This window comes from Catellatospora sp. NPDC049133, assembly GCF_040648455.1.
GTDB classification, from domain to species: Bacteria; Actinomycetota; Actinomycetes; order Mycobacteriales; family Micromonosporaceae; genus Catellatospora; species Catellatospora aurea.
In genome coordinates this window covers 67,069-86,878 of record NZ_JBEZDT010000036.1, presented here as the reverse complement: position 1 = coordinate 86,878, position 19,810 = coordinate 67,069, and the positions used below count along the sequence as shown (strand labels likewise).

The window sequence follows — 19,810 nt, the reverse complement described above, 5'->3', positions numbered from 1 at the left end:
ACCAAGACCGTCCGACTTGCCTGGCAACCGGCCGTATCTTGAGCGCCCATACCCCCATCTGCCTGGCAAGTCGGATGATCGTGCGGGAATGGGCTTGCGGCGGCGGGACGCGCTGTCGAGGATCATCGCGTGGTCGAGGGTGAAGAGGCGCTGGTCGGGAATGTGACCTCGGGTGTCGTGCGGGTCGGGGCGACGGTGCGGCGGCCTGCCGGGCCGTGGACCGACGGTGTGGACGCGTTCCTGCGGCACCTGCACGAGGCCGGGTTCACCGGCGCGCCCCGGCCGCTCGGCCGTGACGAGCAGGGCCGCCAGGTGCTCGAGTACGTGGCCGGTGAGATCGGCGACGCGACCGGCACGTACGGCCTGGAGGAGCTGGCCGGGATCGGCCGGATGCAGCGCGCCCTGCACGACGCCGCGGCGAGCTTCGTCGCCCCGCCGGAGACCCCGTGGGAGTCCCCGATCCCGCCCGACCGCGCTGAGCTGGTCTGCCACAACGACGTCTCGCCGTGGAACCTGGTCCGCGCCGAACGCGGCTGGGTGCTGATCGACTGGGACAACGTGGCGCCGAGTTCCCGGCTGTGGGACCTGGCCTACGCGGCGCAGAGCATGGCCGGGATGAGCCCGCGCCGCGACCCGGTCGAGTCCGCCACCCGGCTGCGCGCATACACCGACGGCTACGGCCTCGACCCGGCCAGGGGCCCGGAACTGGCCGGACTGCTCGGCCGCCGGGCGAGGGCCATGTACGACCTGCTGGAGACCGGCTTCCGGGAGCAGCGGCAGCCCTGGGCGCGGATCTTCACCGAGGACGGCCCGTACTGGCGCGACACCGCCGACTACCTCGACGCCCACGTCACCGTCTGGACCGCTGCCCTCACCTGACCGGTCGCTCAGACGAGCGCGGCCAGCACGGCTGTCAGCAGGCAGGCCAGCACGGCGGCGGTCTTCGCTCCGGCGCTCAGGCGGCGGTCGGTGAGCGCGGCAGCGGCCAGACAGCTCAGACCGAGGTGCACCAGCAGGCCGCCGACGCTGTCCAGGAGCGACAGCGCCGGCACCCGCGCCGGCACGACACCGACGATCATGGTGACCACCGCCTCGACGAGCCGGTTGACCAGGAACAGGGCCAGCCCGAGCAAGGCGACCACCCAGGCGGGGCGCACCCTCGCCCAGTGCAGCAGTCCCCAGGTCAGCAGCGTGCCGAGCACCAGGTAACCGGCGATCAGCGGCACCACCGCGTCCATGCCGGTGCCGGACCAGTCGGCCACCCCGAGCAGCGACCAGGCCAGGAACGTCAGGAGCGCGGCCAGGAGCGCACCGGCGATCCCGCACCCCAGGGCGCGGGCGCAGCGGGCGGCCGGTGACGGTGCGAGGTGGAGCTCCCCGGTGCTCATGCCCGGACATGATGGCCGATGCCCGCAACCCGGATCGGCGAAGGGGCCGACGTCATGCGCCGATGCCGCGCAGCAGCACCGCCTCCCGGTCCGGGCCCAGGCCGTCGCCGGGCAGCGGACCGGGGAGCGCGGCCAGCCACGCCCAGGTGTCGCCGACACGAGCCGTTCGGGCTGCTCGTGCGGGCCGAGGACCAGACCGGGCCGGGCGACCAGCGCGCGTCGCCCGAACGCGGTGCGCACCGTTCGCTCGGCTGCGGCCTTCCGGCGGCGCGCCCGTCACGCCGCGGTGGAACGCGGCAGGTTAGCGGTGGTGGTGCAGAACTTGCTCGGATGCGTATAATCGTGTGCGAGTAATCAAGACGGAGTTGAAGGGCGGGCGGCAGGCGTGGCGAAACGGCGCAAGGTCGGCAATCTGATGGCACTGGCCGTGCTGTCCGCGCTCGTCCAGCAGCCCATGCACCCGTACCAGATGGCCTCGGTCCTGCGCGAGCACGGCAAGGACCAGAACATGAAGATCAAGTGGGGTTCGCTCTACACGGTCGTGCAGAACCTGGAGAAGCACGGCCTGGTCGAAGCCGCCGAGAGCGTGCGCCAGGGCGGCCGCCCCGAGCGGACCGTCTACCGCATCACCGAGGCGGGCCGGGCCGAGCTGACCGACTGGGTGCGCGAGCTGCTGTCCACCCCCGAGCAGGAGCAGTCCCGGTTCACCGCCGCGCTGTCCGTGATGGCGGTGCTGTCGCCCCGCGAGGCGGCCGACCTGCTGGCCCAGCGGCTCACCGCGCTGGAGAAGGCGCTCGCGGCGCGACGCGCGGCGCTGGCCGAGGCCGCCCGGGAGGTGCCGCGACTGTTCCTGATCGAGGAGGAGTACGAGCTGGCCGTCGCCGAAGCCGAGATCGGCTTCGTGCGCGGGCTGCTCGGCGAGCTGACCTCCGGCACGTTCCCGGGCCTGGCCGACTGGCAGGCGTTCAGCGAGACCGGGATCGTGCCGCCGGAGCTGGCCGAGCTGATGGAGAGGGGCCTGCACGCGCAGTGACCTTCTGAAACGGTCCCCGGCGGCGTGCGCCAACACACCGCCGGAGACCTCAACCCTCGCACCGCACCGCAGGGGCCCGGCCACGAGAGGTGGCAACCGCAAGGATAGCCGGGCGTCCCCTGCCGGTTCGGTGTGCGACCGAACCCGCGCCGGTCGAGCGACCGGCCGGCTGACCCCTGGGGAGCAACAGTCATGACGAAGGTGAAGACCGCGCTGGTCGTGGGCGGCGGCATCGCCGGTCCGGTGGCCGCGATGGCCCTGCGGCAGGCGGGCATCGAGGCCCGCGTGTACGAGGCGTACGGCAGCACCGCCGAGAACGTCGGCGGCGGCCTGAGCATCGCGCCCAACGGCCTTGCCGCGCTGAAGGTGATCGGCGCCGACGAGGCCGTACGCGCGATCGGCGTGCCCATGTCGAGCATCGTGATGCACAGCTGGACCGGCAAGCGGCTGGCCTCGTTCGGCGGCCCGCCCGGCTTGGAGCCGCAGCAGTTCGTGATGCGGCCCGACCTCTACCGCGCCCTCTACGGCGAGGCGGCCCGCCGCAGCATCCCCGTCGAGCACGGCAAGCGCCTGGTCTCCGCCGAGCACCTGGGCTCGCCCGCCGCGCCGACCGGTGTCCGGGCGCATTTCGCCGACGGCACCAGCGCCGAGGCCGACGTCCTGATCGGCGCGGACGGCATCCGGTCCACCGTGCGCACGCTCATCGACCCGGCCGCGCCGAAGCCGCGCTACACCGGCCTGCTCGGCTTCGGCTGCCTGTCGACCGGCACCGGCCTGCCGAGCACCGGCGACGCGATGCACATGATGTTCGGCAAGCGGGCGTTCTTCGGCTACCAGGTGTACGCCGACGGCAGCTGCGGCTGGTTCGCCAACCTGCCGCACCCGCAGCCGATGTCCTGGTCAGAGGCCAACCGGACCAGCCCTCAGGAGTGGATGCGGGTGCTGACCGAGGCGTTCGCCGACGACCGCCTGCCGGTGCCGGCCATCCTGCGCACCGCCGACCTGTCCCAGTTCGTCGCGGTCGGCGGCATGGAGGACATCCCACGCGTGCCGAACTGGCACCGCGGCCGCATGGTGCTGATCGGCGACGCCGCGCACGCCACGTCGCCGTCGTCGGGCCAGGGCGCGTCGCTGGCCGCGGAGAGCGCGGTGCAGCTCGCCCGCTGCCTGCGCGACCTGCCCGCCGAGCAGGCGTTCGGCGCGTACGAGCGGCTGCGCCGGGAGCGGGTCGAGCGCATCATCGCCGCGGCGGCCCGTACCAACAGCAACAAGGCGGCGGGTCCGGTGGCCCGGGTGCTGCGCGACGCGCTGCTGCCGACCGCGATGAAGCTGCTGGCCAAGCCGGAGAAGATGGCCTGGCAGTTCGTCCACCCGATCGACTGGCAGGCCCCGGTCACGGCGTGACGGCGTGCTTCAGCGGGTCTGCGGCAGGTCGGTATCGACCCAGCTGCCTAGGACACATGAGAGGTGGTGTGCCAGGGCACCGGCCGTTCCGTGGGAGCGGCCGGTGCCCTGGCGTGCCCCGTTCATCAACGAGGGCTAGGGTGTCGCCTCGTGGACGAGACCTCGCAGCGGCTACCGGGCAGGCACGTGCGGCGCGACCGCCGGAAACTGTGGCTGGCGGTGGCGCTGACCGTCGCGGTCCTGATCGGAGGCTCGTACGCGGCGGTCCGGGTCTGGGGCGGCGATCCGGGTGCGGCGGCGGCTGGTCCGGGGGAGCCCGTCGGTGCGACGCAGGCTGCACCGGACCCGGCGGTGTCCGTTTCGGCTTCGGCCGAGCCGTCGGCGAGCGCGTCCGCCGCCCCGAAACCGTCGGCGTCGGCGAGCCCGAAGGCCCCGGCGGGTGGCCCCGCGAAGACGTCGGCGAAGAAGGGCGTCAGCGTCTGGAACTTCGGCGGCCTCAAAGCCGCGCTGGCCGACGTGCGGGCCAGCTGGTACTACAACTGGTCGAGCTCCCCGAGCAAGGACGCGGGCACCAGCGCCGCGTTCGTGCCGATGATCTGGGGCGAGAAGTCGGTGACCGATGCCGAGCTGGCTCGCGCCAAGCAGAACGGCAAGGTGCTGCTCGGCTTCAATGAGCCCGATTTCGCCAGCCAGGCCAACATGACCGTGGAGCGCGCCCTGGACCTGTGGCCGCGGCTGCAGGCGACCGGGATGCGGCTGGGCAGCCCCGCCGTGGCGGTCGGCGCGGACAGGGCCGGCGGCTGGCTCGACCGGTTCCTGGCCGGGGCGAAGTCGCGCGGCTACCGGGTCGACTTCATCACCCTGCACTGGTACGGCGCGGACTTCTCCTCGGCGGCCGTCGGGCACCTGAGGAACTACCTGCAGGCCGTGTACCAGCGCTACAAGATGCCGATCTGGGTCACCGAGTACGCGCTGATCAAGTGGGGCGCGTCCGGGGCGGTGTACCCGAGCGACGCGCAGCAGGCCGCGTTCGTCACCGGCTCGACGAAGATGATGCAGGGCCTGTCCTACGTGGAGCGCTACGCCTGGTTCGCGCTGCCGTGGCCGACCGAGGGCCACCAGGGCACCGCGCTGTACCGCGACGGCGACAGCCCCACCGCGGCCGGCCGGGCCTATCGCGCGGCGGGTTAGCCCGGTCAGTCGCCGGTGCCGGCGAACCCGTCGCCGACGGTGGCCAGTGCCAGCACCGCGCCCACCGCGGCGAGGAACCCGCCGCCCGGGGTTCCCGTCGCGAACAGGAACACGGCCAGCGCGAACCCGGTCAGGGCCAGCGCGACGCGCAGCCCGGTCCGCCGCGGCCGGCGATACTCGGCGGGCGGGTGGGGGTCGCCCGTGCCGAGGCCGAGCGCGAAGTGCGGGTCGGCGGCGCGGGTCTGCTCGGCCAGCTCCGCGAGCCGGCGCTCGTCCTCCGGGCCCAGTGCCACCCGACCTCACTCCATCCCCGTTGACCTGCAATTCCTTTGTACCCGTCAGGAGCCAGGCGTACACCGCTGTCCAGTGGTGTCCAACGGCGGGCCGGTGCGCTCCGGGCGGCACCGACCATCATGGCCATGGCAGACAACCTCCGTTCCCATCCCGCCCGCCGTCCGGCGGCGCGGCTGCTCACACTGCTCGTGCTGGCCGCCGCGGCCGTGGCCCCGCCGTCGCCGGCCGGTGCGGTCCCTACCTGCACCGTCCGGCACCAGGTGACCGTGCACTGGGGCACCGGCTACCAGGCGCAGGTCACCATCACACCCGGTGCGGCGGTGACCGCCTGGACCGCCGAGTTCGACCTGCCGGACCCGCAGCAGGCGGTGACCTTCGCGGCGTACGCGTGGCTGGGCCAGTCCGGCACGCACGTCACCCTGGCCAACGCGTCGTTCAACGGCACGGTGCCAGCGGGCGGCTCGGTGACCGCGCTGATCGGCGTGCACACCAATCCGAACCTGACCAACACGCCACCGGCGGCGTTCACCGTCAACGGGCAGCCGTGCGCGTACAGCCCGCAGCCGTACGTGATCGCGAGCCCGGCCCGGCCGGTGGTGCCCGAAGGCGGCACGGCGACCTTCGCGGTGCGGCTGAGCCAGGCCCCGGCGGCGGCGGTCACCGTGCCCGTGGGCGGGGCCGCCAACCCGGCGATGAGCGCGTCCCCGGCGTCGCTGGTGTTCACCCCGGCGAACTGGGCCGTGCCGCAGACGGTCGCCGTCAGCTCGCCGCAGGACGCCGACACCACCGGGCAGACCGGCCAGCTCAACCTCACCGTGTCCGGCGCGCAGCCGGTGCCCTGGGTGAACGCGGTGGTGATCTCGCAGCAGCTCGACGACGACTGAACCTAGACTCGACGCATCGACGGCCACGAACTTACCGACATGCCGGGCGGGCGCGCGACCCGTGGCGTGCCCGCCGTCGGCGACGTGCGGACCCTGGACGAGCTGGCCGGGCTGCTGCGTGGGCTGCGCCGTCGCCACGCCCGCCGTTGTGCCGCGCCGCAGCTGTCCTATCGGGACCTGGCCGCCGCGACCGGCTGGTCGCACGGCATCATCGGGGAGTACCTGACCGGCCGGGTGCTGCCGCCCACGGACCGGTTCGACGTGCTGGTCCGGCTGCTCGGGGCGGCGCCCGCCGAACAGGGCGCGCTGGCCACCGCCCGGGACCGGGTCGAGGAGCTGCGCCGCCCGCGCGGGCCCGTGCCCCGGCAGCTCCCCGCCGAGGTGCCGGGTTTCGCCGGTCGCGAAGCGGAGCTGTCCGCACTGGACGCGCTGCATGCGGTGGGCGGTTCGACGGTGTCGGTCGTGTCGGGCACCGGTGGGGTCGGCAAGACCGCGCTGGCGCTGCGCTGGGCGCACCGGGCCGCGGGCCGGTACCCCGACGGGCAGCTGCACCTCGACCTGCGCGGCTACAGCCCCGGGCGGCCACTGCCGGCCACCGACGCGCTCGGCGTGCTGCTGCGCGCGCTCGGGCTCGGCCGCGCGGAGATCCCGGCCGGGGCCGACGAGCGGGCGGCGGCGTACCGCAGCCTGCTGGCGGGACGGCGGATGCTGGTGCTGCTGGACAACGCACACAGTGCCGCGCAGGTGCGACCGCTGCTGCCCGGCGCGGCCGGTTGTGCGGTGCTCGTGACCAGCCGTGACGACCTGGCCGGGCTGGTCGCGCGGGACGGGGCGCGCCGGGTGCGACTGGAGGTGCTGCCTGCGGCCGAGTCGGTCGCGCTGCTGCGCACGCTGCTCGGCGACCGGGTCGACGCCGAGCCCGCCGCGGCGGCCCTGCTGGCGGCCCGCTGCGCCGGGCTGCCGCTGGCGCTGCGGGTCGCCGCCGAGGTAGCCGCGGCGCGGGCGTCGGCCGGGCTGGGTGCGATAGCGGCGGAGCTGACCGGCGTGGCCGCGCTGGACACGCTGCAACTGCCCGACGACCCGCCGTCGGCGGTGCGCACCGTGCTGTCCTGGTCGCACCGGCACCTCACCGTGCCGACGGCGCGAGCGTTCGCGGTGCTCGGGCTGTATCCCGGCCGGGACGTCGACGCCCCGTCGCTGGCCGCGCTCGCCGAGGTGAGCTTCGAGGCGGCGGAGCGGGCGCTGTCGGATCTGGCCCGGGCGCACCTGGTCGAGCCGTCCGCGGCCGGGTGGGCGATGCACGACCTGCTGCGGGCGTACGCGAACGAGCTGGCGCTGTCCGGACTGACCGTGCCGGAACGCCGGGACGCGGTGACCCGGCTGCTGCGCGACCACCTGGCGGCGGCCGCGGCCGCGATGGACCTGCTGTTCCCGCATGAACGCCCGGCCCGCCCGGCGGTCGGAGCCTCGGCCCGGCCGCTGCCGTTCGCGGCTGAGCCCGGCGCGGCCCGGCGCTGGCTCGACATCCGGCGGGGTGAGCTGGTGCGGCTGGCGGTGTTCGCGGCCGGGCACGACCGTGCCGCCGACAGTGCCGGGCTGTCGAGCCTGCTCTGGCGGTACTTCGAGGTGGGCGGGCATCACGAGGAGGCGCTCGCGGTGCACGCCGGGGCGCTGGCGGCGCTGGACCCCGAGGCCGCGGAGCGGGCGGCGGTACTGGCCAACCTGGGCACGATCCACTGGTGGCTGGGCGCTTACGGGCAGGCGCGGGACGAGTTCGCGGAGTCGGTGCGCGGGTTCGCGGCGGCCGGTGACGGGCCGGGGCAGGCGCGGGCGCTGTCGCGGCTGGCGGCGGTGCACGAGCGGTTGGGGGCGTACGCCCAGGCGATGGAGTGTCTCGGCGAGGCGCTGGGGATGGCGCGGACGTCCGGTGACCGGCATGGCGAGGCTTCACTGCTGCTCAACCGGGGTTCGCTGCATCGGCGGCTGGGCCGGTGCGCGCACGCGGTCGCGCACCAGCGCCGTGCTGCGGGGATCTTCGCCGGGCTCGGCGACGTGCGGTTGGAGGCGTACGCGCTGGGCAACCTGGGGGTGACCTACGAGTTGCTCGGCCGGTACGACGAGGCGGCAGGCGCGTTGGAGCGGGCGCTGGCCGGCTGCCGGGCGGCCGGTGATCCGGCCGGTCAGGGCTCGGCGCTGGCGGCGCTCGCGTCGGTGCGCCGGCGGACCGGCCGTCACGCCGAGGCGCTCGACCTGCTGGGCCGGGCGCTGGCCGCGGGCCGGGAGACCGGTGACCGGGGGCTGGAGACGGAGGCCCTCAACGGGCTCGGCGAGACCCTGCTGGCGCTGGGCCGCTGCGGGGACGCGGGCGAGCGCCACCGCGCCGCGCTGGCGTTGGCCGAGCGCACCGGCGATCGTTTCGAGCAGGCCCGCGCCCTGGAAGGCCTCGGCGACGCGATCGCGGCCGGGCAGGCGGGGGCGGCGCGGGAGTTCTGGCGGCGGGCGCTGGTGATCTACATCGAGCTGGGCGTGCCGCGGGCTCGGCTGCTGCGTGAGCGGGTCTAGCAGGGCACGCCGTTGAGGGTGAGGTCGGTGGGGATGTCGGTGGTGGGGGCGGCGGCGGTCCAGCCGAAGCCGAGGGTCGTGCCGGTCGGGATGCGCGCGTTCCAGGGCATGTTGACGGCGATGGCGGTACGCGGGTCGGGCTGGGTGATGCGGGACTGCCATACGCCGTGGATGGTGGTGTCGGCGGGGAAGGACCAGCTCAGCACCCAGCCGTTCACGGCGGGGCCGGTGTTGGCGAGCTGGACCGACGCGCTGAACCCGCCGGGGTAGGCGGTGAGCAGGTAGGCACAGTCGACGCCGCCGCCCTGGGCGTGGGCCGGTGCGGTGAGTGCCGTCGCGGCGAGCACGGCCGCGCCGGTGACCGCGGCCAGCCGTACGAGAGCGCCGTTCATCCCGCCTCCTTCGATCGACGGCAGTCTACGGCCGGCGGCGCCGGTCGGTGGGATCGTTCCCACGGTGCGGGCGGTCAGCCCGCTTTGCGGGCGGCGGCGATGAACTCCCTGATCAGGGCTTCGCTCTTGACACCGCGAGCGGATTCGACGCCGCTGGACACGTCCACGCCGCCCGCCCCGGAAAGCCGGATCGCGTCGGTGACGGTGTCGACGCCCAGCCCGCCGGCGAGGATCCAGCCGTCGCCGAGGCCGCGTCCGCGCAGCATCGCGTAGTCCCAGGCGCCGCCCGATCCGGGTTCGGTGGCGTCGACGAGCAGCAGGTCCTCTCCGTACGCGCCGATGCGCAGGTCGGGGGCCTCGTAGCTGACCGCCCGGATGAGGGTGAGGCCGAGGTCGGCGACGGTGGCGAAGTCGGCGCGGGTGTAGTCGCCGTGCAGTTGCAGTGCCCGCAGGCCGGTGTCGCGGACCAGCTCTCGCACGGTCGCGATGTCCGCCCCGGCGACGACGGCGACGGTCAGCACGTGCGGCGGGACGGCGGCGGCCAGCCGGCGGGCGGTGTCCGGGGTGACCTGGCGCGGGCTGCGGGTCAGCACGAAGCCGACCGCGTCGGCGCCGGCCTCCACGGCGGTGGCGACGGTTTCGGCGGTGGACAGGCCGCAGATCTTCACGAACACGGGTGCCTCCGCTCAGGCTTGTCCGGTGATGCGGGCCAGGATCTCGCGGGCGGTGTCGTCGGGGGCCTCGTCCGGGATCCAGTGGCTGACCCCGGACAGGTTGACGAAGCGGTAGTCGCCGGTGACGTACGCGGCGCAGCCCTCGGCCGCCTTCGGGCCGATGGCCCAGTCGCCGTCGCTCCACAGGAACGTGGTCGGCACGGCGACCTTGCCGGCCGGGGTGAAGCCCGCGCCGAGCGTCAGCGCCCGGTACCAGTTGAGGCCGCCGGTGAGGCGGGCCCGGTCCAGCATCGGGGTGACGAAGCGCTCGACGCGGTCGGCGGGCACCCCGGTGAAGATCTCCCGCAGCCGCCGGCCCTCGTCCTCGAGCAGCAGGTCCTCGGCCTTGCCCTCCTGCTGGAACAGTCCGATGTAGGCCGAGCGCTGCTGCTGGTCGGGGTCGGTGGCGATGGTCTTGGCGAACGCGACCGGGTGCGGCACGGAGATCGCGGTGAGGGTGGGCACCCGGTCGGCGTGCTCGGCGGCCAGGTGCCAGGCCACCACGGCGCCCCAGTCGTGGCCGACCACGTGCGCGCGGTCCACGCCCAGGGCGTCGAGCACCGCGAGCGCGTCGGCGACGCATTCGCCGATGGCGTAGTCGGCGACGGCGGACGGGCGCGCGCCGGGGGAGTAGCCGCGCTGGTCGAAGGCGTAGGTGCGGATGCCGGCGTCGTGCAGGCGGTCCGTGACCTGTTCCCATTCGCCGGCGTGCTGCGGGAAGCCGTGCAGCAGCAGGGCGACCGGCCCGTCCTCCGGGCCGCCCGCTTGGACGTCGAACACCAGGCCCCGTGCGGCGATCTGCATGACGGCCAGCCTAGTACGGCGGCGCCGCGTCGATCATGCGGTGGTGTTGGCGGTTCCTTCACGGCGGGTTCACACGTGCGGGTGAAGATCATGGGGCAGGCCGCCGGAAATGATTCGGCACACTGGGATCAGGGCAGAAGGTAGACAGGTGGAGGTGAACTGATGTCCGAGACGCGCCGCCCGCCGCTGCCGCAGGAGCCGGGCCCGGCGGCAGAGCAGCTGGCCAGCCTGTCGCGTGCCGAGTCCGCCCTGGCCCGGACGTGGCTGCGGGACGATGCGGGCACGGCGAAGGGGCGGATCAGCACCGCCGGGCTGCTGCTGATCTGGGTGCTGCCGGCGCTGGTCGTGGGGGGTGTGCTGGGGCTGGCCGAGGTGATGCCGTTGTGGGCGGCCGTGCTGTGCGTGGCCGCGGCGCTGGTGCTGCTCGGCATCGGGCTCGGGCTGGCGGGCCGGTCGCGCAGCAGGCGGGCAGGGGAGCGGGTGGCGCAGCAGACGTGGCGGCCGCTGCGCGAGGACGCGGCCGGGCTCGACCAGTCCCGTCCGGCCCCCGGTGATCTGGAGCGCAGCGGCGGCTGAGCCGGTCAGGGGCTGCTGATCCAGCGGTCGCGCAGGCTGGCCAGGATGGTCACCGAGACGACCAGCAGGATGAGGCTGAGCACGATCGCCGCTTCGAGGTCGGTCTCCAGCGCCAGGTACACGGCCAGGGGCATGGTCTGCGTACGCCCCGGGAAGTTGCCGGCGAACGTGATCGTCGCGCCGAACTCGCCGAGCGCCCGCGCCCAGCAGAGCACCGCGCCGGCGGCGATGCCCGGCGCGACCAGTGGCAGGGTGACCCGCCGGAAGGTGGTCCAGCGGCCCGCGCCCAGTGTCGCGGCGGCCTCCTCGTAGCGGGTGTCCGCGCCGCGCAGCGCGCCCTCCACGGCGATGACCAGGAACGGCATCGCCACGAACGCTTCGGCGACGACGACCCCGGCGGTGGTGAACGGCAGGGTGAACCCGAAGGTCTCGTCGAGCCAGGATCCGATCAGGCCGCGGCGGCCGAACAGCAGCAGCAGCGCCACACCGCCGACCACGGGTGGCAGCACCAGCGGCACCGTGATCAGTGCGCGGGCGAGCCGCCGACCGGGGAACTCGACCCTGGCCAGCAGCCAGGCCAGCGGCACGCCGAGCAGGATGCAGCAGACCGTGGCCAGCGAGGCGGTGAGCAGCGACAGGCGCAGCGCGGCGAGGATCGCGGGCTCGGCCAGGTGCTGGGTCAGTTCGCCCCACGGGGTGCGCAGCAGCAGCGCGACCAGGGGCAGCACCAGGAACGCCAGTCCCAGCCCGGCGGGCAGGAACAGGAAGAACGGGATGCGCCGCCGGCCGTGCCGGCGCGGCGGTGCCGCCGCGCCGGGGTGCTGGGTGTGCTCGACGGTCATGGGCTCAGATTACGGAGACTGGAACCCGGCCGCGGTCAGCACGGCCTTCGCGGGCTCGGACTGCAGGTAGGCCAGGAACGCCTCGGCGCCGGCCTTGTTCGGGGCGTCCTTGAGGGCGACGACGGGGTAGTCGTTGATCGCGGTCGCGGACTCGGGGAACTCGATGCCGTCCACGTCGGCGGCGGCGGCCTTGGCGTCGGTGCGGTACACCAGTGCCGCGTCGACCTCGCCGAGCTTCACCTTGGACAGTGCCGCTTTGACGTCCTGTTCGAGGGTGACGGGGGTGACTTTGACCCCGGCGGTGTCGAGGGCCTTCTTCGCCGCGGCGCCACACGGGACCTGCTCGGCGCACAGCGCCACCTTCAGGTCGGGCTTGCTGAGGTTCTCCAGCGTGGTGATGCCCTTCGGGTTGCCTTTCGGCACCGCGATGACGAGCTGGTTCTTGACGAACACGACCGGGGTGCCGGCCGCGTCGCCGGCGTCGACGACGGTCTTCATGGTGGCCGGGCTGGCGGCGGCGAACACGTCGGCGGGCGCGCCCTGGGTGATCTGGGTGGCCAGCGCGGAGCTGCCCGCGAAGTTGAACGTCACCTTCGTGCCCGGGTTCGCGGCCTCGAAGTCCTTGCCGATCTTCGTGAACGCCTCGGTGAGCGAGGCCGCCGCGAACACGGTGACGTCGCCGGAGACGCCGCCGCTGGTCGCCGGGGCCGGGGTCTGGCCGCCGCCGCACGCGGTGGCCGTCATGGCCGCGGCCAGCGCGAGCGCGGTCAGCGCCGCGCGGATCCCTGTGCTGCCCATTCGCTTCCTCCCCTGGATGCGCCGGCCCGTCCGACACCAGCCGCCAGCATCACCCTACTGGCCGCATCAGCGAGGTGGTATAGCTTAAGTGGCTCTCTGTTGCGTGGACACCAGCTGCGATCGTGTTCGCATCTGCATGATGGGGTCATGGCTCGGGCAAAGGACCGGTTCCTGGTGTTGGCGTTACGCGCCGGTGGGCCGTCCTGATCCGGCCAGGCTGTCGCGGACCGGTACGCCGTCCTTCATGATCACTTTTAGGTTGGCCGGGTCGGCGAGCAGGTCCAGGTCGGTCAGCGGGTCGCCGTCGACGAGCAGCAGGTCCGCGTACGCCCCGGGCTGCACCACGCCCAGCGGGGCCGGGTAGGGGTCGCGCGGGCCGGACATGGCCAGCAGCGCGGCGTTCTCCGACGTCGCCATCCGCAGCACCTCGGCCGGGGAGAACCAGCGGCCGAGTTTGGCCAGCTGCGCGCCCTGGCGGGTGGCCAGCCGGGCGTCGAACAGGGTGTCGGTGCCCCAGGCCAGCCGCACCCCGTGCTTGCGGGCCAGCCGGTACGCGGTCTCGGTGCCGTCGGTGACCGCGAGCTGCTTCTCGCGCCCGCCCGGGTCGGTGATCGGGACGGCGTCGGCGTCGTCGAGGAACGGCTGCATCGACCACCACACGCCCCGTTCGGCCATCAGCGCGGCGGTCTCGTCGTCGAGCAGGTGCCCGTGCTCGACGCAGCGCACCCCGGCCCGGACCGCCTGCTGCACCGAGGCCGGAGTGTAGGCGTGCACCATCACGTACGTGCCCCAGTGCCCGGCCGCCTCGACCGCCGCGGCGAGCTCCGCGTACGTGTACTGGGTGACGTCGATCGGGTCGTACGGCGATGCGACGCCGCCGCCGGCCATCACCTTGATCTGGCTCGCTCCGCGCATCAGCTGCTCGCGGGTCGCCCGCAGGACCGCGTCGACGCCGTCGGCGATGGCCGCGGTCCCGGTGCGCTCCACCATGCTCAGCGGCGCGCCCGGCTCACGCGGCACCTCCAGCAGCGAGCGGAAGTCGCCGTGTCCGGCGGTCTGGCTGATGAACGCGCCGCTCGGGTAGATGCGCGGGCCGGTGACGAGGCCTTCGTCGATGGCCCGTTTGAGGGCGAACACCGGCCCGCCCGCGTCGCGTACGGTGGTGAACCCGCGCAGCACGGTCCGTTCGGCCTCGCGGGCGGCGACGATCTGCAGGTAGCCGGGGTCGGCGGTGGCCAGGACCGGCAGCGGCACGGCAGCCATCATGGCGTGCCAGTGCGCGTCGATGAGCCCCGGCATCAGCACCCGGCCGCCGCCGTCGATGGTGCGCCCGTCGGCCCGGTCGTCGGGCGGCCGGCCCACGCCGGTGATGAGGCCGCCCGCGACGGTGACGGTGGTGGGCGGGGACAGCGCCGGGTCGACCCCGTCGAACACCCGGACGTCGTGGAACTCCGTCACCTGGTCATGTGCCATCTGTCGAGTGTCGCGGCCGCGGCCGGGCCCGCGCTGCCGAACGGGCCGGAGAGTTGTCGCATGCGGCCGGTACCGTCCCGCTGCGCCCTGCGGAGGAGGTAATCGGTGGGCACCTGGGACTCGGGTCCGTTCGACAACGACAGTGCCGCCGACTGGTGTGGTGACCTGGATGACGCCGATCCTGCCGACCGGTTGGGCATCGTGCGGCAGGCACTGGCCGTCGTGGCGGACCACACCGGATACCTCGACGACCGGCTCGGGGTGCGCGCGATCGCGGCGGCCGCGGTCATCGTGTCGCAGCGGCCCGGTGCGGAGCCGCTGACCTCGCCGTACGCCCCGGATTTCCTGCTCGAAGGGGAGGGGCTGGTCGTGCCCGAGGACGTCGCGGCGCTCGCGGTCCGGGCCCTGGACCGGGTCGTCGGCGACGACTCGGAGTGGCGCGAGCTGTGGGAGGACACCGGTGACGCCGAGGACGCGCTCGCGGTGGTCGGCGACCTGCGTACGGCGCTGACTGCCGCGCCGTAGCCGGTTAAGGTGAGGCATGTCCGGCCGACCCTCCATTGCCGACGTCCGCGACGTGCTGGCCGTCCACCTGCCCGGTCAACCGAGCGGCGCCGTGGTCGAACTGGGTGCGGGACTGGAGAACGTGGCGTACGAGGTCGACGGCGCGCTCGTGGTGCGGTTCAGCAGGGAGCCCGATCCGGTGCGGCGTGCCGAGCTGGTCGGGCACGAGGCCCGGCTGCTGGCGGCGGTGGCCCGGGTCAGTCCACTGCCCGTGCCCGAACCGGTGTTCGCGGCCCCTGAGCTGGGCTGCCTGGCCTACGCGAAGCTGCCTGGCGTGCCGCTGCCGGAGTCGCCTCGGCCGGGTCGGGCGGAGCACGACACGTCGATCGCGGCGACGCTCGGGGAGTTGCTCGCGGTGCTGCATGCCGAGCCGGTCGAGCGGTGGCGCGGGCTGGTGGAGGTCGACGACCAACCCCCGGCCGAGTGGCTTCGGGAGGCCGCCGAGCTGCACGAGGCGGTCGCCGAGCACGTTCCGGTGGCACATCGCCACGCGGTGGAGGCGTTCTTCGACTCACCGCCGCCCGAGCGGGGCCACGACCTCGTGTTCTCGCACAACGACCTGGGCATCGAGCACGTGCTCGTCGATCCGGGCGGGTGGACGGTCACCGGGGTGATCGACTGGAGCGACGCCGCGCTCGTGGACCCGGCGTACGACTTCGGGCTGCTCCACCGGGATCTCGGCCCCGTGGCGCTGCGGGCGGCGCTGGAACGCTACCCGGCTGCCGCCGACATCACGTCGCTGGTCGAACGTGCGGTCTTCTACGCCCGGTGCAGCGTCTTCGAGGATCTGGCGTATGGCGTGGACACCGGCCGGGTCGGCTACCTCGATCGGGGCGTCGGCGCGATGGCGTGGCTGTTCCCCGGCTGAGTCCGTGACCTGCGCCTAAGTCCCGCAAATGTTAGGAAGGGCACCTTCTACATCGCGGAGCGATGTGAAGGTGCCCTTCCTTTGCTCAGTGTCTCACTGGAAGGTGAGGGTGCCGTTGGTGTTGCGGATGCAGGCGATGGTGCGGTTGGCGGTGGTGGCCGCGGCGGCGAGGCACTGGCCGAGGACGGCGTGGCCGGCCGCGTTCGGGTGCCAGGACTCCTGGCAGGTCTGGAAGTAGGTCACGCAGGCGTTGGCCATGCGCTGGATGGCGATCTTGTCGTATCCGGACAGGCTGGTGATGTGCGTGCCGGTCGGGCCGTCCATGACGCGCACGGGGGTGGCCAGCGCGCCGGTCGGGCTGTTGGCGTTCTCGCACAGCCGCGCGCCGTCGAAGGCCCGCTGCACGTTGAGGTAGACCAGGTCCTGGCCGGGGAACTCGGCGGACAGGTTGGCGTGGGAGTTGCGCACGACGTTGCCGAGGTTGGCCGAGAAGCGGTGGCCGGGCGGCAGGCTCGCGCGGTGGATCGGGCAGCCCGCCGCGTAGCGCTCGGCGCCCAGGTCACGGAACTTGTCCCGGTCGTCCTCGCGGCCGTCCTGCTCGATGAACGAGCTGTAGACGTCGGTCGGCAGCGGGTTGGTGTAGTCCTGGAACACGATGCGGTGCTGGCCGTCGGCGTCGACCTGGTTCAGCGTCGTGATCAGCTGGCGCAGCGCGTTGGTGGTCTCCGTGGTGGCCGCGGCGACCTCGGCGGCGCTGGCCAGGTCGGCGTCGGTGCACGGCTCCTGCGGCACCGGCCCGTTGAGGTAGGCCCAGAACTCCCACCAGCCGGTCCACGCGTCGGCGATGAACCGGTTGGCGCACAGCGTCGCCACGTCGCCGAAGGTGAACGAGCTGTTGTTGGAGCCGAGGCCGACCAGCACCAGGTCGATGTCGTGGGTCTGCGCCACGGCACGCAGCTGGTCGAGCTGCGAGGCGACCGAGCGGCCGCTGGTGCGGGTGTTGGAGGCGTTGGCGATGTCGTACGGCTGCCCGCCCGAGCAGGCGAGGTTGAACCGGGCGTTGATGCCCGACAGCGTGGCCTTGTTCAGCGACGCGTTGGCCGAGCGGTGGCAGAAGTAGGCGTTGGCGTTGGCCGCCGACCAGCCGGGGAAGCCCTGGGCGACCCCGTTGACGTCGACGACGGACGTGTACGCGCCCGCGCCTTCGCCGCTGATGAAGCTGTCACCGATGGCGACGGCCGCCGTGGGCAGGGCGGCCGTGGCGGGGGTGGCGGCGACGGCGAACGCCGCCCAGCCGAGCGCGACCGCCGCCGCGCCGGCCGCCGCCTTGCGAAGTCTCAGCACTGAGCTTCCTCTCCGAAATGGAATGTGAGAACGGTTCGCGAGATCAGATCACGCCCGCAGAAGTACGTCAATGCCACCGTTCATGCTGAAGAAAAGCTTCCGCACGACACGCCTGGATCGCTTCACGGCCTGTTCATGTCGCCTGGCCGTAGGGTTCCTCAGGTGACGACGACCGTCCGCCTCGGCACCCGGGGCAGCACCATGGCCCTGGCGCAGGCCCGCCACGTCGCCCGCGAGCTGGAGTCCGCGCACGCGGGCCTCGCGGTGCGGATCGTGCCCGTGTCCACCCACGGCGACCGCTGGATCGGCAGCCTCGCCACGGCAGGCGGCAAGGGCGCGTTCACCGGCGAGATCGACGCGCTGCTGCAGGCAGGTGACATCGACCTGGCGGTGCACTGCCTCAAGGACATCCCCGGCGACGTCGCGCTGCCCGAAGGTGTCGGCATCGCGGCCTACCTGCCCCGCGACGAGCCCTGGGACGCCCTGATCAGCCGCGACGGGCTGCGGCTGGACCAGCTCGCCCGCGACGCGGTCGTCGGCACCAGCGCGGTACGCCGCCAGGCGCAGCTGCTGCGGGCCCGCCCCGACCTGCGGGTCAAACCGATCCGCGGCAACGTCGACAGCCGCATCGCGCGGCTGGATGCGGGCGACGTCGACGCGATCGTGGTCGCCGCGTGCGGGCTGCGCCGCCTCGGCCAGGAGCACCGGATCACCCAGGTGCTGCCCGCCGAGCTGATGGGCCCGGCCGTCGGCGCGGGCACGGTCGTGGTCGCCACCCGGACGTCAGGTGAGGCGTACACCCTGGTCATGGCGCTGGACGACCCGGACAGCCGGGATGCGGGCCTGGCCGAGCGGGCGCTGCTGCACCGGTTCGGGGCGAGCTGCGACAGCGCCGTCAGCGGGCACGCGAGCATCGAGCGGGACACGGTGACCCTGCGCGCCGCGGTGTACGCCCCGGAGGGCGACCGGCTGCTGACGACCGTCGTCGCGGGCGACCGCAGCACCGCGCCCGCGCTGGGCCGCCAGGCCGCCGACGAACTGCTCGCCCTCGGCGCCCGCAAACTGCTCGACCCCTACCTTCGCTGACTCAGCCAGGCTCGCCGTCGGCGGGGTAGCGGGCCAGTGCCGCGAGCAGTTCCTCCGGCAGCTGTTCGTCCGGTGCCCGCCGCAGCCGTTCGAGGATCACGGCCGCGCGCAGCTCCGGTGGCACCTCGTCGTCCGGTGTCTGCCGCAGCCGGGCGTCCCGGTCGGCGATCAGGTGCCGGTGCAGCCGGGGGTCGGCCGTCGCGGCGGCCATCGCGTACAGCGCCTCGGTGGTCAGGTCGACGCCGTGGCGCTGTAGCGGAAGCTCCAGCGCGGCCAGCAACGCCGGCATCGCCCGGGTGTCGCCGCGCAGCGACAGGCCGACGACGGCTTCGGCGAGCGTATCGGGGTCGTCGTCGGTCAGTCGGGCGGCCAGCGCGTCCCGCAGCCGCGGGAAGTCCTCCTCGGTCTGCCGGCCCAGCCCGAACGTGGCCCAGTCGCGCACGTCGGGATCGCTGTCGGCCGACAGCGTGATCAGCAGCTTCAGGGCCACCGGCTCCGGCCGCCCGACCAGTGCGTACGTGACCCCGAAGCGAACTGTCGCGTCAGGATGCACGTGCAGCCTGGCCAGGTGTTCCAGGCACCGCTCGTCGCCGATGTGCCCGAAGCCGGTGGTTATCGAGCCGAGCACCTGCGGGTCCTGCTCGTGCTCCACCATGCTCAGCAGCAGTGCCAGCGCCTCGTCACCGTACGGGCCCTCGCGTGCCGACCCGCGCGGCCCGGCGGCGAGCTGGCTGACGATGTCGGCGGCCGCCTGCCGGTGCGACGGCTCCGTCCGCCCGGACAGGTGCGTGGCGGCGTCGAGCGCCGGCCGGCCGCCGTATCCGTGCAACCAGCTGATCAGCTCCCACCTGCGGTCCTCGTCGTCCTCGCCGGTCAGCGGCAGCAGCTCGGCGACGGCGGCCGCGACGGTCTGTTCGAGCATCGGCATGGCGGCCATCCTGCTGATCTCGGGCAGCCGGGCGCAACGCCATTACCGCCGCTGCGCCGGTGGCGCGGCGGCGGGTTCGGCGTCCGGGCCGGGCGATGCGGCGGACAGCCCGGACCGGGCCGCGATCAGCGCGACGGTGTCGGCGAACGCCGACTCCGGTCCGATGACGTGCTCGCCGTCGACGCCGAGCAGGTCGCGTTCGGTGTACCAGCCACGCATCTGATCCGCGGTGAACTCGCTCGCCTGGGGGCGGGTGGCGTGGCGGCGCACCGTCTCCTCGAACGGGATGTCGAGATAGAACACGCTGCTGGTCCCCCGGTGCGCGGCCAGCAGCGCCCGCACCACCGCCCCGTACTTGCGTTCGAGCAGGATGCCCTCCAGGACCACGTGGTAGCCGTTGTCGAGCAGGTAGCGCGCCGTGTGGTCGATGAACGCCGGGGCCAGGCCGCCGGGGTCGTCGCGCTCGCGCAGGATGATGCGGCGCAGGTGGTCCTGCTCGACCAGGGCGCAGCCGCGGCCGTACGCCAGCCGCACCGCCTTCGCCACCGACGACTTGCCGGAACCGGAGTTTCCCCTGATCACGAGCAGGATCGTGGACGGTGTCCCGCAGGCGTCGGCGTCACGCACGCTCCGATGATGCCACCGCCCGGGGCGCGGCACGCCGAG

21 protein-coding genes are annotated in these 19,810 nt (G+C 73.6%); 10 read left to right on the top strand and 11 right to left on the bottom strand.

Annotated features, from left to right (window positions below; translation table 11 throughout):
* Positions 1–129: 129 nt before the first annotated feature.
* On the top strand, positions 130–879 hold the full coding sequence (locus tag AB0B35_RS32895; RefSeq protein ID WP_361052981.1) for a phosphotransferase: 750 nt from the start codon (positions 130–132) through the stop codon (positions 877–879).
* A gap of 8 nt (positions 880–887) precedes the next feature.
* On the opposite strand, the gene AB0B35_RS32890 is transcribed toward AB0B35_RS32895, so the two are convergent.
* Positions 888–1,388, bottom strand: a complete 501-nt coding sequence (locus AB0B35_RS32890) for a hypothetical protein (RefSeq protein ID WP_361052978.1) — start codon at positions 1,386–1,388, stop codon at positions 888–890.
* 385 nt (positions 1,389–1,773) lie between these two features.
* Between AB0B35_RS32890 and AB0B35_RS32885 the strand changes: the two genes are divergently transcribed.
* From AB0B35_RS32885 to AB0B35_RS32875, 3 genes are all read left to right on the top strand, one after another.
* Entirely contained in the window at positions 1,774–2,421 is a 648-nt protein-coding gene (locus tag AB0B35_RS32885) for a PadR family transcriptional regulator (protein ID WP_361052975.1), read from the top strand.
* A gap of 192 nt (positions 2,422–2,613) precedes the next feature.
* Positions 2,614–3,825: an FAD-dependent monooxygenase gene (locus AB0B35_RS32880; RefSeq protein WP_361052972.1), complete on the top strand. Its 1,212-nt coding sequence runs from the start codon at positions 2,614–2,616 to the stop codon at positions 3,823–3,825.
* 150 nt (positions 3,826–3,975) lie between these two features.
* Complete coding sequence (locus tag AB0B35_RS32875) at positions 3,976–5,016, top strand: glycoside hydrolase family protein (protein ID WP_361052969.1); 1,041 nt, start codon at positions 3,976–3,978, stop codon at positions 5,014–5,016.
* Between the two features lie 5 nt (positions 5,017–5,021).
* Here AB0B35_RS32875 and AB0B35_RS32870 read toward each other — a convergent pair whose 3' ends face one another.
* Positions 5,022–5,309 (bottom strand): DUF3040 domain-containing protein, encoded by a 288-nt coding sequence (locus AB0B35_RS32870; RefSeq protein ID WP_361052966.1) that lies wholly within the window; start codon positions 5,307–5,309, stop codon positions 5,022–5,024.
* A 126-nt stretch (positions 5,310–5,435) separates the two neighbouring features.
* Here AB0B35_RS32870 and AB0B35_RS32865 point away from each other — a divergent pair, with 126 nt between their 5' ends.
* Together AB0B35_RS32865 and AB0B35_RS32860 are read left to right on the top strand one after the other, a co-directional pair.
* On the top strand, positions 5,436–6,194 hold the full coding sequence (locus AB0B35_RS32865) for a cellulose binding domain-containing protein (RefSeq protein ID WP_361052963.1): 759 nt from the start codon (positions 5,436–5,438) through the stop codon (positions 6,192–6,194).
* Positions 6,195–6,233: 39 nt separating this feature from the next.
* Positions 6,234–8,756: a tetratricopeptide repeat protein gene (locus AB0B35_RS32860; protein ID WP_361052960.1), complete on the top strand. Its 2,523-nt coding sequence runs from the start codon at positions 6,234–6,236 to the stop codon at positions 8,754–8,756.
* Here the strand turns inward: AB0B35_RS32860 and AB0B35_RS32855 are convergent.
* From AB0B35_RS32855 to AB0B35_RS32845, 3 genes are all read right to left on the bottom strand, one after another.
* Positions 8,753–9,148 (bottom strand): cellulose binding domain-containing protein, encoded by a 396-nt coding sequence (locus tag AB0B35_RS32855; RefSeq protein WP_361052957.1) that lies wholly within the window; start codon positions 9,146–9,148, stop codon positions 8,753–8,755. The genes AB0B35_RS32860 and AB0B35_RS32855 overlap by 4 nt on opposite strands.
* 74 nt (positions 9,149–9,222) lie before the next feature.
* Positions 9,223–9,822 (bottom strand): phosphoribosylanthranilate isomerase, encoded by a 600-nt coding sequence (locus AB0B35_RS32850; RefSeq protein ID WP_361052953.1) that lies wholly within the window; start codon positions 9,820–9,822, stop codon positions 9,223–9,225.
* 12 nt (positions 9,823–9,834) lie between these two features.
* The gene (locus AB0B35_RS32845; RefSeq protein WP_361052950.1) at positions 9,835–10,665 is read right to left on the bottom strand and encodes an alpha/beta hydrolase; all 831 of its coding nucleotides are present in this window, start codon (positions 10,663–10,665) and stop codon (positions 9,835–9,837) included.
* A gap of 162 nt (positions 10,666–10,827) precedes the next feature.
* Between AB0B35_RS32845 and AB0B35_RS32840 the strand changes: the two genes are divergently transcribed.
* Complete coding sequence (locus AB0B35_RS32840) at positions 10,828–11,241, top strand: phage holin family protein (protein ID WP_361052947.1); 414 nt, start codon at positions 10,828–10,830, stop codon at positions 11,239–11,241.
* 5 nt (positions 11,242–11,246) lie between these two features.
* Here AB0B35_RS32840 and AB0B35_RS32835 read toward each other — a convergent pair whose 3' ends face one another.
* The 3 genes from AB0B35_RS32835 to AB0B35_RS32825 all read right to left on the bottom strand — a co-directional run bounded on the left by AB0B35_RS32835 (position 11,247) and on the right by AB0B35_RS32825 (position 14,354).
* Entirely contained in the window at positions 11,247–12,083 is an 837-nt protein-coding gene (locus tag AB0B35_RS32835; RefSeq protein WP_361052944.1) for an ABC transporter permease, read from the bottom strand.
* Positions 12,084–12,092: 9 nt separating this feature from the next.
* Positions 12,093–12,827: a molybdate ABC transporter substrate-binding protein gene (gene modA, locus AB0B35_RS32830; protein ID WP_360526305.1), complete on the bottom strand. Its 735-nt coding sequence runs from the start codon at positions 12,825–12,827 to the stop codon at positions 12,093–12,095.
* Between the two features lie 237 nt (positions 12,828–13,064).
* Positions 13,065–14,354 carry an amidohydrolase family protein gene (locus AB0B35_RS32825; protein ID WP_361052941.1) on the bottom strand — a complete coding sequence of 430 codons (1,290 nt, stop codon included), beginning with the start codon at positions 14,352–14,354 and terminating at the stop codon, positions 13,065–13,067.
* Positions 14,355–14,459: 105 nt separating this feature from the next.
* On the opposite strand from AB0B35_RS32825, the gene AB0B35_RS32820 reads away from it, so the two are divergent.
* Both AB0B35_RS32820 and AB0B35_RS32815 read left to right on the top strand, forming a co-directional pair.
* Positions 14,460–14,879 (top strand): DUF4259 domain-containing protein, encoded by a 420-nt coding sequence (locus AB0B35_RS32820; protein WP_361052938.1) that lies wholly within the window; start codon positions 14,460–14,462, stop codon positions 14,877–14,879.
* A 16-nt stretch (positions 14,880–14,895) separates the two neighbouring features.
* A complete protein-coding gene (locus AB0B35_RS32815) occupies positions 14,896–15,786 on the top strand; it encodes a phosphotransferase (RefSeq protein ID WP_361052935.1) in 891 nt (296 codons plus the stop codon).
* A gap of 93 nt (positions 15,787–15,879) precedes the next feature.
* Here the strand turns inward: AB0B35_RS32815 and AB0B35_RS32810 are convergent, their stop codons facing one another.
* Positions 15,880–17,130: a hypothetical protein gene (locus AB0B35_RS32810; protein WP_361052932.1), complete on the bottom strand. Its 1,251-nt coding sequence runs from the start codon at positions 17,128–17,130 to the stop codon at positions 15,880–15,882.
* 162 nt (positions 17,131–17,292) lie between these two features.
* Here AB0B35_RS32810 and hemC point away from each other — a divergent pair, with 162 nt between their 5' ends.
* Complete coding sequence (hemC, locus tag AB0B35_RS32805; RefSeq protein WP_361052929.1) at positions 17,293–18,216, top strand: hydroxymethylbilane synthase; 924 nt, start codon at positions 17,293–17,295, stop codon at positions 18,214–18,216.
* A gap of 1 nt (position 18,217) precedes the next feature.
* On the opposite strand, the gene AB0B35_RS32800 is transcribed toward hemC, so the two are convergent.
* Entirely contained in the window at positions 18,218–19,144 is a 927-nt protein-coding gene (locus AB0B35_RS32800) for a HEAT repeat domain-containing protein (RefSeq protein WP_361052926.1), read from the bottom strand.
* 42 nt (positions 19,145–19,186) lie between these two features.
* On the bottom strand, positions 19,187–19,771 hold the full coding sequence (locus AB0B35_RS32795) for a kinase (RefSeq protein WP_361052923.1): 585 nt from the start codon (positions 19,769–19,771) through the stop codon (positions 19,187–19,189).
* Between the last annotated feature and the right edge of the window lie 39 nt (positions 19,772–19,810).